Raw genomic sequence first — 13,476 nt, forward strand, 5'->3', positions numbered from 1 at the left:
CCCCTACAGGTTGCTGAAGTCCGGCCCCTTCGTCCGGGTGCGCTTGATCTCGTAGAAGCCCGGCACGGAGGCCACGGCGAGGGTGCCGTCCCACAGCTTGGCGGCGTCCTCGCCCTTGGGGGCCGGGGTGACGACCGGGCCGAAGAAGGCGATCTGCTCGCCGTCGGCGCCGGGGACGGCGATGACCGGGGTGCCGACCTCCTGGCCGACCTTGTCGATGCCCTCCTTGTGGGAGGCGCGCAGCTCGGCGTCGAAGGCGAAGTCCTCCTGGTCGGCGTAGTCGATCAGCTCGGCGGGCAGGCCGACGTCGGCGAGCGCGCCGGCGATGGCCTCGGTGGTCGGGCCCTCGCCGTTGTTGTGGAAGCGGGTGCCGAGCGCGGTGTAGAGGGGGCCGAGGATGTCGTCGCCGTGCTTCTGCCAGGCGGCGGTCGCCACCCGCACCGGCTTCCACGCGTGCGTGGCGAGCATCTCGCGGTATTCCTCGGGGAGTTCGTCCAGTTTGTCCTCGTTCAGCACGGCCAGGCTCATGATGTGCCAGCGGACCTCGATGTCGCGGACCTTCTCCACCTCCAGCACCCAGCGGGAGGTCATCCAGGCCCAGGGGCACAGCGGGTCGAACCAGAAGTCGACGGGGGTCTTCTCCGACATGTCTCTCCTCATGAGGCAGGCGTGTGTCCGCGCAATGTCTGGAGGAACGCCGCTGCCCGGCCGGCCATTCCCCGGTGCCGTGCGGACAGGGCGCATGGCAGGATCAGGACCGTCCGTCCGCATACTGAACACCACCCGAGGGAGCGCCACTCGTGCCCGGTGAGAATCTGTCCCGTGACGAGGCCCGGGAGCGGGCCGCCCTGCTGTCCGTCGACGGGTACGACGTGTCCCTCGACGTGCGGTCCGCCGTCGCCGACCGTGACTCCGAGAGCAAGGAGCCGCGCACCTTCCGCTCGGTCACCACGATCCGCTTCCGCTGCGCCGAACCGGGCGCCACCAGCTTCGCGGACCTGATCGCGCCGCGTGTGACGGCCGTCTCCCTCAACGGCAAGGACCTGGACCCCAGCGAGGTCTTCGACGGTGCTCGGATCGTCCTGGAGGACCTGGCCGCCGACAACGAGCTGGTGGTCGACGCCCAGTGCGCCTACTCCCGCACGGGTGAGGGCCTGCACCGCTTCGTCGACCCCGAGGACGGCGAGGTGTACCTGTACACCCAGTACGAGCCGGCCGACTCCCGCCGCGTCTTCGCGAACTTCGAGCAGCCGGACCTCAAGGCCCCGTTCCGCTTCGAGGTGCGGGCGCCCGAGGGCTGGAGGGTGTGGAGCAACGGGGCCGGCGAACTCGCCGACGGCGTCTGGCGGTTCGCGGAGACCAAGCCGATCTCGACGTACATCACCTGCGTGGTGGCGGGCCCGTACCACTACGTCACGGACTCCTACTCCCGCGCCTTCGCCGACGGCACGACGCTGGAGATCCCCCTCGGCGCCATGTGCCGCAAGGGCCTCGCCCCCTACTTCGACGCCGACGACGTCTTCCTGGTCACCAAGCAGGGCCTGGACTTCTTCCACGACCACTTCGACTACCCGTACCCCTTCGGGAAGTACGACCAGGCGTTCGTGCCGGAGTACAACCTCGGCGCGATGGAGAACCCGGGGCTGGTGACGTTCCGGGAGGAGTTCATCTTCCGCGGGAAGGTGACGCAGGCGTCCTACGAGGGCCGGGCGAACGTCGTCCTGCACGAGATGGCGCACATGTGGTTCGGCGACCTGGTCACCATGGAGTGGTGGGACGACCTGTGGCTGAAGGAGTCCTTCGCCGACTTCATGGGCGCGTTCTCGCTGGTCGGCGCGACCCGCTTCAAGGACGGCTGGATCACCTTCGCCAACCGCCGCAAGGCGTGGGCGTACCGCGCCGACCAGCTTCCCTCCACGCACCCGATCACGGCGGACATCCGTGACCTCCAGGACGCGAAGCTGAACTTCGACGGCATCACGTACGCCAAGGGCGCCTCCGTCCTGAAGCAACTGGTGGCCTACGTCGGCCAGGACGCCTTCCTGGAGGGCGCGCGGCGCTACTTCAAGCGGCACGCGTACGGCAACACGCGCCTCGGCGACCTGCTGTCGGTACTGGAGGAGACCAGCGGGCGGGACATGGGCCTCTGGGCGCGTTCCTGGCTCCAGACGGCGGGCGTGAACTCGCTGACCCCGCAGGTGCTGCTGGACGCGGAGGGCCGGATCGACGAGCTGGCGGTGGTGCAGGAGGCCGCCGAGTCGCTTCCCGAGCTGCGCCCGCACCGGGTGGCGGTGGGCCTGTACCGGCGGAACGCGGACGGGGCCCTGGAGCGGTACGCGCAGGCCGAGGTGGACGCCGACGGCCCGCGGACGGTCGTGGCGGAGCTGGCGGGCGCCGAGGCGCCGGAGCTGGTGCTGGTCAACGACGACGACCTGACGTACTGCAAGACCCGCTTCGACGAGACGTCCCTGGCGACGCTGCGTGCCGCTCTCGGCGACATGACCGACCCGCTGGCGCGCGCCCTGTGCTGGTCGGCGCTGTGGAACATGACGCGGGACGCGCTGCTGCCGGCGCGGGAGTTCATCGACCTGGTGCTGAGGTTCGCGGGCCGGGAGTCCGACATCGGGGTCCTGCAGATGCTGCACGCGTGGGCCGAGTCGGCGTTGACGAACTACGCGGCGCCCGAGTGGCGGGAACAGGGCGCCCGGCTGCTCACGCAGGGCGCGGTGGTCCAGCTGCACGCCGCGGAGCGCGGCAGCGAACACCAGCTGGCGTGGGCACGGTTCTTCGCCAGGGTGACCGACGAGCCGGGCCTGGAGCTGCTGACGGGCCTGCTCGACGGCACGGCGACCATCGACGGTCTGGAGGTCGACCAGGAGCTGCGCTGGGCGTTCCTGAACACCCTGGCCACGCACGGCGTCGTCGGCGAGAAGGAGCTGGCCGCCGAGCTGGCCCGGGACGACACCGCGTCCGGCAAGCGCCACCAGGTGCGCTGCCTGGCCGCGCGGCCGTCGGCGGCGGTGAAGGCGCAGGCGTGGGCGCAGGTCGTCGAGTCGGACGCGCTGTCCAACGCCCTGGTCGAGTCGACCATCGCGGGCTTCACCCAGCCGTCGCAGCGGGAGCTGCTCGCGCCGTACGCCGACAGGTACTTCACGGTGATCGAGCGGGTGTGGGCCGAGCGGTCGATCCAGATCGGCATGGACGTGGTCCGGGGCCTGTTCCCGGGGCTCCAGCAGTCGCAGGCCACGCTGGACGCGACGGACGCGTGGCTGGCCGACCACGAGGACGCCGCTCCGGCGCTGCGGCGGCTGGTGCTGGAGGCGCGGGACGACCTGGCGCGGGCGCTGCGGGGGCAGGCGTGCGACGCGGCGGCGTCAACCCGATGAGACCTCTGGCCAACGGTCAGGGCACTCCGTGACCGTTACGGAATTCAGGCAATAGCAGCCGTAACCCCTGGGCCGACCCGAACGGACCAGGGGTTTTCCGTCCCTACTCGGCATCCGAACATCCGTCCTTTAGTGCTGGGTTGTCCGTATTTGTCGACGGCCGTGTAACAGCGGTTAAAGGGCGGACTCAACGCGGGAACCTCCGGGTCATGAACCACAACGCCCCACTCCCCCCGCTCTCCCCCCGCCCCCTGCGCCACCTCTCCGAGGTGCACCGCCGCGTCATGACGGCCGCGCAGCTCAAGTCGCACGGTGTCCCGCCCGCCGAGACGAACGAGCAGTGCCGCCCCGGCGGGCCGTGGCAGCAGCTCCTGCCCGGCGTCTTCCTGCTCCACCCCGGCCCGCCGACCAGCGAGGAGCGCCTGCACGCGGTGCTGATGTACGCGGCGCGGGAACGGACCTCCGGGGTGCCGTCCCAGCCGAACGCGGGCGAGGGGCACGGCCCCGGCTACGCCGAGGCGGTGATCACGGGCCTCGCGGCGCTGACCCTGCACGGGTTCTCGGCGACGCCGCCCCTCACCGCCCTGGACACGATCGACGTCCTGGTCCCCCGTATGCGCCGGCTGCGCTCCACGGGCTGCGCCCGCATCCTGCGCACCTCCGCGCTCCCCACCCCCGAGCAGGTGACGGGCCTGCCGGTGGCGCCGGTCCCGCGCGCCCTGGCCGACGCGGTCGCCGAACTGACGGACGCGGGCGCCGTACGCCGGCTGCTGACGGAGGCCGTCCGGGGCGGCCACTGCGAACCGGCGTCCGTGGTGCGGGAGTTGAACCAGGCGAAGCTCCTGTCCCGCCCGCACGTGGTGGACGCGGTGGACTCCCTGCTCGCCGAGGGCCGCGCGATCGCGGAGGACCGCCTGTACGAGATGGTCCACGTCCACGGCCTGCCCGACCCCGTCTGGAACGTCGACCTGCGCCTGCCCGGCGGCCCCTACCTCGGCGGCCTGGACGCCTACTGGCCCGAGCAGGCGGTGGCCGTGGAACTGGACACCCGCGCCCCCCGCCACGGCCACCGGCAGGACGACGACGCCCTGTGGTCCGAGTACGCCCGCAAGCGCGAGCACCTGGAGCGGCTGGGCATCACGGTCGTGTACATCACCCCGAAGAAGCTGCGGGACGCGATGGAGCAGCAGGCGGCGGTGGTCCGTACGGCGCTGATGGCGGCGGCGGACCGCGACCCGGCCGCGTATGTCGTGGTGCTGCCCCGGTAGTGACGGACCGGGAGGGCAGCATCAGGAGGGGAGAGGAGGGGCCGTCCGGGCCGGAACCGTCCGGGCGGCCCCTCCTCGTGTCGTCAGGTGAGGTCCGGGGCGCGCGTTCCGGTACGCCCGGCTGCCGCCGTGGTCTTCCCGCAGAACTCCGCCTCGATCACCGACACCATGTCCCCCGACCAGTCACCGTTGAAGTTGAAGGCGAGGGAGTGACGGCCGTCCTTCGTCGTGATCGCCTCGGACAGGGAGCCGTGGATGCCCCCGCCGTGACCCCAGACGGTGACGCCACAGCTCAGCTCGGTCCTCAGCAGGCCGAGACCGTAGGAGTTGGCCTCGTCGACCGGGACGGTCGTGGTCATCTCGGCCAGTTGCTCGCGCGGGAGGAGCTTGCCGCGCAGGAGGGCCGTGTAGAAGCGGTTGAGGTCCTTCGAGTCGGAGATCATCTCGCCGGCCGACCAGGCGAGCGACGGGTTGATCCTCGTGACGTCGTACGTCGGCCCCGTCGCCGTCTCGGCCAGCTTGGAGTAGGCACGGCTGCTGGGCTGCGGCACCGAGACGCGCGTACCGGGGACCGAGGTGGCCGTCAGGTGCAGCGGCTCGATGACGCGCTCGCGGATCTCGGTGCCGTACGGGCGGCCCGTGGCCTTCTCGATCACCATTCCGGCCAGGATGTAGTTGGTGTTGGAGTAGTTCCAGGACGCCCCCGGCTCGAAGTCCGGCTTGTGGGTCATGGCGAGCGCGACCAGTTCCGCGGGCTTCTTGGTGTCGTAGCGGTGTTCGAAGAAGCCGTCCTTCAGGAAGTACGTGCGGCCGAACTCCTCGTCCGCCGTGTAGTTGAAGATGCCGCTGGTGTGGTTGAGGAGCTGGCGGAGGGTGACGCGGCTGCCGTCGTGGCCGTTGCCCCGCACCACGCCCGGAAGCCACTCCTCCACCGTGTCGTCCAGGGACAACCGGCCCTCCGCCTCCAACTGGAGCAGCACCGTGGCGACGAAGGTCTTGGTGATGCTGCCCACCCGGTAACGGTCGTCCGCCGAACGCGGCTTCCCCGTCTTGAGGTTGCCGACCCCCGCCGTCGCCGACCAGGCGCCCTGCCCGTCCTTCGCCGTCACCGTCACGCCGGGGACCCCGGCCCCGACCGCGGCCTCGATGGCCTTGCGGGTCGCCCCGTGGTCGGCTCCGGCGGGGGCCGCGGCCACCGCGGGGGCCGCGAGGGCCACGGACAGCGCCACGGCGGTCGCCGCCACCAGGGCCGTGCGTGTCGTACGTACGCTCATGTCTCTCCCCCTTCTGCCCGCTCACGTCGAGCGTGGTCAGGGGGAGAGACCGGGCCGGTGCGGCCAAGGTTGAGGCAAGGGGCGGTAGTTGATCGTGTTTCAGCCCTTCTTCAGCACCAGCTCCGTGTTGCGGTCCCGCCGCTCCCCCGCCAGCGTCGTGCGCGCGCCCGGCGCGTTGAGGGAGAGCTCCCGGTAGAGGGCGGCCAGGCCCGTCTGGGAGAGGTCCGTGAAGTCCGTGCGGTGCGGGGCCGAGGACTCGATCAGGGTGGTGAAGAGGGAGAGCGTGCCGTCCTGGTTGTCCACCACCTCGATGATCCGGGCGAGCTGGGGGAAGTCGACGTGGGAGGCGGTGGAGATCTCCCAGAAGGAGCCGCCGCCGGCGCCGGAGCGCGGCGTGATGACGTTCTTGTGGATGTGGCCGTTCACCCAGGCCAGCACGTTGCGGTGCCGGGCGAGGAGCTCGACCACCTCGGCGCCGCCCACGCGCCGCTCGCCCGGGCGGGCCGGGTCGCGGCGGAGGTTGTCCATCGTCTCGCTGGTGTGATGGCTGAAGATGATCGCGTACGCGTCCTTGTTGTCGCGCAGTGTCCTGTCCAGCCACGCGAACTGCGCCGCGCCGATGGACCCTTCGTAGTGCCCGCCCGGGTCGGTGGTGTCGAGGCTGATGCCGATGACGTCGTCGGCGATGCGGAAGCTGTAGTACTGGGTGCCGGCGTCGAGGTTGGCCGCCGAGTAGCCGTGCCCGACCGGGCCGTGGCCCTGGAAGGCCGGGTCCAGGTGGGCCCGCAGGTACTCCCTGGGCGTGAACGGGGCCCGGCTCTCGTCCGGGGTGACCGAGCGCATCGAGCGGGCGTGGGCCTTGAGGAAGTCCTTGAAGACCGTGCCCCTGGGGTCCTTGTCCTGCTTGAGGGAGTCCTGGAGCTTCTTGGCGTCGGCCGCCGAGACGTTCATCAGCTTCTTGCCGCCGACGGCGAGGTCGGTCAGGTAGGAGTCGCTGTGCGAGGCGTAGGTGCCCAGCGGCATCGCGTCGTGGTTGCCGACCGTCGAGTACCAGGGGATGTTGAGGCCGGGGCTGCGCAGTTCGCGGATCGCGGCGGCGAGGAAGCCCTCGATGTGCGGGAAGCCGAGCTGCTTGTCGGCGTCGCGGACGCTGTCGTCGGCCTGCCAGTAGAGCTTCAGGCCGCTGTTCTGGACGCCCTCGTACTGCCGCGGGTCACCGGTGTTGGGGGTGACGCGGCCGCCGCTCATCACCGTCAGGAACCACTCCAGCTCGGACTTGCAGTTGTTGTCCGTGTTGTCGCCGGTGGTCATGGCGAAGTGCAGCGGGGCGCCGGTGACGGGACCGCCGCGCAGCGCGTTGATCCGCTCGACGAGCGCCACCGCGCCCGGCACGGTCAGCGCCTCCTGCGGCCGCCAGGCGTGCGCGTCCGTGGCGCGCAGGTACTCCAGCCGGAGCGGGTGCTGGGCGTCGATCAGGTGCAGGTCGGTGAGCTGGACGAAGGCGGCGAGTGCCGTACGCCGGTTCGCGCGCCCCGTCTTCGGCGCGGCCAGGTCCTCGCGGACGATCCGCCGCCAGCCGGGGCCGTCACCGAGGCGGCGGTAGCCGGAGGAGCCGGTCGGGGTGGCGACGTTCGCGAGGGTCGTGCCCCGGGTGTACGGCGCGAGCGCGACCGGGAGCTTGCGGGAGGCGCCGACGGGGGCCTCGGCGGCGGCGTTGCCCGCGCCGACGGCGCCCGCGGTGCCGGTGGACGTGGCGGCCTCGCTGGCGGTGGGCCGCAGGGCGTAGCCGACGCCCGCGGAGACAGCGACCGCTCCGGTGGCGGCGAGCAGCGTACGGCGGTGGACCCCCAGCGCGGAGCTGGCGACAGAGCGTGTGCGCGACATGCGCGATCTCCCCGAGTGCGAACGCGTCGGCAGTGGTCGCGGGCGCTCGCCGAGGCGAACGTCCCGCTCACTGTGGATCGTTGGCACCCGGGGTGACCTGTGCATGAACGGTGCCGCAACGCGCAGCGCCGATCACCGTACGTGGATCTTGGACTACCTTCCGCGTCCACGGCCGCTCCTCGAACGGCCGGGACGCGGTCACTTTGTGTTCATCTTCCGGGGTAGGGAAGCTATGTCCCGGCGCTCTGGATCCGCCCCGCGGCGGGCCGCTCGCGCCACAGTGACAGCCCCTTGTCGACCAGGGAGACGCGGGTCAGCGTCGCCACGGCGTCCAGGGGATGCCAGGCCGCCATGTCCGTCGAGCCATGGGATTCGTAGCGCAGGTCGCCGCCGGTGATCCGGGCCTCGTAGACGAGCCGTACGCCGTGGTGGTCGACGCTCCGGCCGAAGCGGTCCGGGACGACGCGGCGGGAGGAGTCGACGCCGAGCAGCCCCGTGGGTTCGACGAGGTAGCCGGTCTCCTCCTCCACCTCCCGCACGACCGTGTCGTAGGGATCCTCGCCGTGTTCCATGCCGCCGCCCGGCAGCACCCACTCGAAGCCGCCGTGGGACGCCGGGGACCGGGCGAGGAGGAGTTGTCCGTCACGTACGCATATGGCGTAGGCCGCCACCCTCAAGTTCTTCCGCACATACGGACATTAGCGCCGACGGTCACCTTGTCCCCCTTTGCGGCCCATCTCCCCAAAGTCCGTCGGGGGTTTTCCCCATCCGTCCATTTCGATTCGGCCAACTCTTCCCAAACATCCTTCCCTTGCATAAAGCTGTGCGGTCGTCCGGGGTCGCATTCCGGACGACCCATGCTCCTTTACCAACAAGGGATGCCGATGACCCACACCCCCCAGCGCGATCCGAAGCCGGGTCCGAGAGGCGCGGCGCGCACAGCCGTGGCCGCCGGTCTCGTCGCCGCGCTCTGTGCGGCCGGGCCGATACCCATGGCCTTCGCCGCGGACCCCGCGCCCGCGGCGGCGGACCCGAGCGTCAAGTCCGCCCACCACAAGCTCGGTTCGGACGACGCCGACCTGCTCGCCGAGGCCAAGGCCGACGGCGACAAGAACGTCACGATGATGGTCGCGACCGCCCCCGGCCAGACCGAGAAGGTCGCCGAGCAGCTCGACGCGGTCGGCTCTGTGGGCCGTACCTACGACAAGCTCGGCTACGTCCGGGCCACCGTCCCCACCGGCAGGGCCGACTCGGCCATCGCCGCCGCGACGAAGCTCTCCTCGGTGCACGGCATCGACCTGCGCGAGGAGATCCCCCTGGACGATCCCGCCGTCGACACGAAGAAGTCGACGGCCGCCGCGACCTCGTACCCCGCCCCGGGCAAGAAGACCCCGGCCGAGAACCCGTACAACCCGTCCTTCGAGACGGGCGCCGTCGACTTCGTCGAGGACAACCCGAAGGCGGACGGCCGCGGCATCACCATCGGCATCCTCGACAGCGGTGTGGACCTCGGGCACCCGGCCCTGCAGAAGACCACCACCGGCGAGCGCAAGATCGTCGACTGGGTCACCGCCACCGACCCGATAGTCGACAACGACCGCACCTGGCGCCCGATGGTGACCTCCGTCTCCGGGCCCACCTTCACCTACGGCGGCAGGACCTGGACGGCGCCCGCGGGTTCGTACCAGGTCAGCACCTTCCTGGAGTCGTACACCACCGGCGGTGACGCGGCGGGCGACGCCAACCGCGACGGCGACAAGACCGACTCGTGGGGCATGCTCTACGACGCCGCGAACGGCACGGTCCGCGTGGACCTCAACAACAACAACGACTTCGGTGACGACACCCCGATGAAGCCGTACAAGGACGGCTTCCAGATCGGGTACTTCGGCACCGACGACCCGGCCACCGACGTCGCCGAGCGCCAGCCGTTCGTCGTGCAGATCCGCAAGGACGTGCCGATGGACCCGTACGGCGGCGACTGGGTCGGCAAGAAGGCCGACTTCGTCAACATCGGCGTCATCGAGTCCGAGCACGGCACGCACGTCGCCGGCATCACCGCCGCCAACGGCCTGTTCGGCGGCAAGATGAACGGCGCGGCGCCCGGCGCGAAGCTCGTCGCCTCCCGTGCCTGCACCTGGAGCGGCGGCTGCACCAACGTCGCGCTCACCGAGGGCATGATCGACCTCGTCGTCAACCGCGGCGTCGACATCGTCAACATGTCCATCGGCGGTCTCCCGGCGCTGAACGACGGCAACAACGCCCGCGCCGAGCTGTACACCCGCCTGATCGACACCTACGGCGTCCAGCTCGTCATCTCGGCCGGCAACTCCGGTCCCGGCGCCAACACCATCGGCGACCCGGCTCTGTCCAGCAAGGTCATCTCGGTCGGCGCGTCCATCTCCAAGGAGACCTGGGCCGCCAACTACGGCTCCGTCGTGGAGAAGAAGTACGCGATGATGCCGTTCTCCTCGCGCGGCCCGCGTGAGGACGGCGGCTTCACCCCGACCCTGACCGCCCCGGGTGCCGCGATCAACACCATCCAGACCTGGCTGCCGGGCGCCCCGGTCGCCGAGGCGGGCTACTCGCTCCCGGCCGGCTACGGCATGCTCCAGGGCACCTCGATGGCCTCCCCGCAGGCGGCGGGCGCGTCCGCGCTGCTGCTGAGCGCCGCCAAGCAGAAGGGCATCGACCTGACGCCCGCGAAGCTGCGCACCGCGCTGACCTCGACCGCCGATCACATCAAGGGTGTCCAGGCGTACGAGGAGGGGGCCGGCCTCATCAACATCGAGGACGCCTGGGACGCCGTCCGTGACGGCGCCACCGCCCACGAGTACACGGTGAAGGCGCCGGTCGACACCGCGATGGACGACAAGCTCAAGACCCCCGGCTACGGCACCGGCCTCTACGACCGCGAAGGCGGCCTGAAGGTCGGCCAGAAGAAGACGTACGACGTCACCGTCACCCGTACGTCGGGCGCCGACCGGGCGATCCGGCACGAGCTGCACCTGGAGAACAACGCCGGTGGCACCTTCCGCATCGTCGGCTCCGACGAGATCAGCCTCGGCCTGAACAAGCCGGTCACCGTCAAGGTCGCCGCCAAGCCGTCCTCGGCCGGCATCAAGAGCGCGATCCTGGAGGTCGACGACCCGCGCACCGAGGGCATCGACAAGCAGGTCCTCAACACGGTCGTGGTGTCGGAGCCGGTCAAGCACACCTACTCCGCGTCCGGTTCGGTGCAGCGCAACAGCACCAAGTCGTACTTCGTGACCGTCCCCGAGGGCGCGAAGACGCTGGAGGTCGCGATCGGCGGGCTGAAGGACAAGAGCCAGACCCGGTTCGTCTCGATCCACCCGTTCGGCGTCCCGTCCGACCCCACCGGCACTCCGAGCTGCTACAACAACTACCTCGACGGCAACGGCTGCAAGCCGGACGTGCGTTCCTACGCCGACCCGCAGCCCGGCGTCTGGGAGATCGAGGTCGAGTCGCGCCGCACGTCGCCGCTGCTCGACAACCCGTACAAGCTGGACGTCGCCGTCCTCGGCGCGGCCTTCGACCCGGAGACCGTGACCGTCCCCGAGGCCAAGGTCGGCACCCCGGCCACCGCCTCCTGGAAGGTGACCAACAAGTACGCCGCGCTCGACGGCAAGCTGGCCGGCGGCCCGCTCGGCTCGTCGAAGACGACCCGTCCGACCATCGCCGAGGGCGTCACGCAGACCACCGCGGTCGACGTGCCCGAGGGCGCCAAGTCGCTCGAGGTGACCATCGGCAACGTCTCCGACGCCGCCGCGGACCTCGACCTGGTCGTCTACGACGCGGCCGGCACCGAGGTCGGCAGCTCCGCCGACGGCGACTCGGAGGAGTCGGTCTCGGTCGCGAACCCGGCGGCCGGGAAGTACCGCATCGAGGTCATCGGCTACGCGGTGCCGGCCGGCTCGACCGCGTACGACTACCTGGACGTGTTCTACTCGGCCGCGCTCGGCACCGTCACGGTCGACGAGTCGGCGCCGGTGAAGCTGGGCACGGGCGACTCGGCCTCCGTCTCCGGCAGCGTCACCGCGCTGGCGGCCGCTCCGGAGGGCCGTGAGTTCTTCGGTCAGGTACGGCTGCTGAACGCGCGTGGCACGGTCGCGGGCCTCGGCAACGTGAAGATCGAGAAGGTCACGCCGTAGTCCGGTGTACGGCCATGGGGGCGGGCGTCCGTACGGGCGCCCGCCCCTCGTCATGCGCAGGTGAGGTTCCGCGCCTCGGGCAGCGCGGCGGTGATCCAGGCCCGCTCGGGGGCGATGTCCTGCTCGCCGACGGCCCAGAAGTCCGGCCCCGCGGCATGCCGGGGGATGCCGACCAGGAGGTGTTCCCCCTTGCCGACGGCGTCCTCCTCCATCAGGAAGGTCACCTCGTCCTCGTCCTTCTCCGGCGTCCTCGGCTTCTGCGGGCGGTAGGAGCGGGTCACGCTCAGGGTGATCCGCTCGTGTGCCGTGCCGGGCACCGGCTCCACGGCGGTGACGTCCCCCTCGGCGACAAGGCGGGCGCAGGCGAGGTAGCGGGGGCTGCCGAAGGCGGCCTCGGCCGTTTTGGAGCTCGCCTGGTCGGCACTGCCTCCCGAGGCCAGGCCGCCGTCCCCGGCCTGCGACAGCAGCCAGCCCAGCCCGGTCACCACGGAGGCGACGGCGGCCACGGCGAGGGTGCCGAAGGCGAGGGTGAACGCACGCCGCCGGACCCGGGAGGAGTGCCGTACGGGAACGGGCTCGGGTGCGGGTTCGGGAGCCGGCTCGGGAGCCGGTGCCGGCGGCGCGGCGAGGGCGTCCCCGATGATCCCCAGCTGCTGCCGCAGCAGTGCCACGTCGGCGGTGGCCGACCGGTGCTCGGCCATGAGGGCGGCGTCCGCGCGGGCCGCGTCCGGCAGCGGCTCGCCGGTGATCGCGGCCATCAGCGCGTCGACGCCGCCTCGGCCGTCGTAGCCGTCGTTGCCGTCGTGGCCGTCGTAGCCGTCGTAGCCGTCGTTGCCGTCGTAGCCGTCGTTGCCGTCGTTGCCGTCGTTGCCGTCGCGACCGTTACGGCCTTCGTTCTCGGCGGTCACGTCACACCACCTCGTCCTCGTGCAGGCGGGCGCGCAGGGCCCGTACCGCCGTGTGCAGCCTGCTCTTGACCGTGCCCTCCGGGATGCCGAGCTCCTCGGCGATCCCGCGCACCGGCAGATCGGCGTAGAAGCGCAGGACGAGGACCTGACGCTGGGCGTCGGGCAGTTCGTCCAGGCCCTGGGCGACGGCGAGGGAGAGCAGGCTGGTGTCCTCGCCGGAGGGGTGTTCGAGCTGACGCAGGGAGGCGAGCCGTTCCCCGAGCCGTTCCTGGCGCTTCTTGGCCCGGTGCCAGTCCATGGCGAGGTTGGAGGCGACGACCGCCGCCCACGCCGAGACGTCCCGGGGCGCCTCCCGCCCGCTCGCGGCCCGCTCCAGCAGCCGCAGGCGGACCTGCTGTACCCCGTCCAGCAGGTCCGTCTGCGGCACCCCGCCCAGCGCGAGCACCGCCCGCACCCGGCGCTCCTGAGCCGCGTCCAGAGGATCTGTGTGATCGTCCTCCTGGGCACGGCGGGCCTTTCTGCGCAGCACAAGCCACCCCCCTCACCGCGTTTCTCCTACGACGCCGCAGCGCACGGAAACGTTC

Annotated in this window: 9 protein-coding genes; 3 read left to right on the forward strand and 6 right to left on the reverse strand. The window is 71.2% G+C overall.

Going from position 1 to position 13,476, the window contains the following annotated elements; genetic code table 11:
* Positions 1–3: 3 nt before the first annotated feature.
* Positions 4–648 (reverse strand): DsbA family protein, encoded by a 645-nt coding sequence (locus ABZ078_RS07320; protein WP_356572520.1) that lies wholly within the window; start codon positions 646–648, stop codon positions 4–6.
* Between the two features lie 152 nt (positions 649–800).
* Here ABZ078_RS07320 and pepN point away from each other — a divergent pair, with 152 nt between their 5' ends.
* Both pepN and ABZ078_RS07330 read left to right on the forward strand, forming a co-directional pair.
* Positions 801–3,386, forward strand: coding sequence for an aminopeptidase N (gene pepN, locus ABZ078_RS07325; protein WP_356572522.1), 2,586 nt, complete (start codon positions 801–803; stop codon positions 3,384–3,386).
* A gap of 209 nt (positions 3,387–3,595) precedes the next feature.
* The gene (locus ABZ078_RS07330) at positions 3,596–4,654 is read left to right on the forward strand and encodes a hypothetical protein (RefSeq protein WP_356572524.1); all 1,059 of its coding nucleotides are present in this window, start codon (positions 3,596–3,598) and stop codon (positions 4,652–4,654) included.
* Between the two features lie 83 nt (positions 4,655–4,737).
* Here ABZ078_RS07330 and ABZ078_RS07335 read toward each other — a convergent pair whose 3' ends face one another.
* From ABZ078_RS07335 to ABZ078_RS07345, 3 genes are all read right to left on the reverse strand, one after another.
* Positions 4,738–5,928, reverse strand: a complete 1,191-nt coding sequence (locus tag ABZ078_RS07335) for a serine hydrolase domain-containing protein (RefSeq protein WP_356572526.1) — start codon at positions 5,926–5,928, stop codon at positions 4,738–4,740.
* Positions 5,929–6,027: 99 nt separating this feature from the next.
* Positions 6,028–7,812, reverse strand: a complete 1,785-nt coding sequence (locus ABZ078_RS07340) for a TIGR03767 family metallophosphoesterase (RefSeq protein WP_356572528.1) — start codon at positions 7,810–7,812, stop codon at positions 6,028–6,030.
* A gap of 230 nt (positions 7,813–8,042) precedes the next feature.
* Positions 8,043–8,501: an NUDIX hydrolase gene (locus ABZ078_RS07345; protein ID WP_356572530.1), complete on the reverse strand. Its 459-nt coding sequence runs from the start codon at positions 8,499–8,501 to the stop codon at positions 8,043–8,045.
* A gap of 195 nt (positions 8,502–8,696) precedes the next feature.
* On the opposite strand from ABZ078_RS07345, the gene ABZ078_RS07350 reads away from it, so the two are divergent.
* Positions 8,697–11,984, forward strand: a complete 3,288-nt coding sequence (locus ABZ078_RS07350; RefSeq protein WP_356572532.1) for a S8 family serine peptidase — start codon at positions 8,697–8,699, stop codon at positions 11,982–11,984.
* A gap of 50 nt (positions 11,985–12,034) precedes the next feature.
* Here the strand turns inward: ABZ078_RS07350 and ABZ078_RS07355 are convergent, their stop codons facing one another.
* Entirely contained in the window at positions 12,035–12,892 is an 858-nt protein-coding gene (locus ABZ078_RS07355) for a hypothetical protein (protein ID WP_356572534.1), read from the reverse strand.
* Position 12,893: 1 nt separating this feature from the next.
* Complete coding sequence (locus tag ABZ078_RS07360) at positions 12,894–13,421, reverse strand: sigma-70 family RNA polymerase sigma factor (protein WP_356572536.1); 528 nt, start codon at positions 13,419–13,421, stop codon at positions 12,894–12,896.
* Between the last annotated feature and the right edge of the window lie 55 nt (positions 13,422–13,476).

It is taken from the genome of Streptomyces sp. NPDC006385, assembly GCF_040612485.1.
Lineage (GTDB): Bacteria > Actinomycetota > Actinomycetes > Streptomycetales > Streptomycetaceae > Streptomyces.

Bases quoted from the DNA above. Each gene is read 5' to 3' on its own strand.
- ABZ078_RS07335 (WP_356572526.1), bottom strand. From the start codon at position 5,928: ATGAGCGTACGTACGACACGCACGGCCCTGGTGGCGGCGACCGCCGTG.
- ABZ078_RS07330 (WP_356572524.1), top strand. From the start codon at position 3,596: ATGAACCACAACGCCCCACTCCCCCCGCTCTCCCCCCGCCCCCTGCGC.
- ABZ078_RS07340 (WP_356572528.1), bottom strand. From the start codon at position 7,812: ATGTCGCGCACACGCTCTGTCGCCAGCTCCGCGCTGGGGGTCCACCGC.
- ABZ078_RS07350 (WP_356572532.1), top strand. From the start codon at position 8,697: ATGACCCACACCCCCCAGCGCGATCCGAAGCCGGGTCCGAGAGGCGCG.
- ABZ078_RS07320 (WP_356572520.1), bottom strand. From the start codon at position 648: ATGTCGGAGAAGACCCCCGTCGACTTCTGGTTCGACCCGCTGTGCCCC.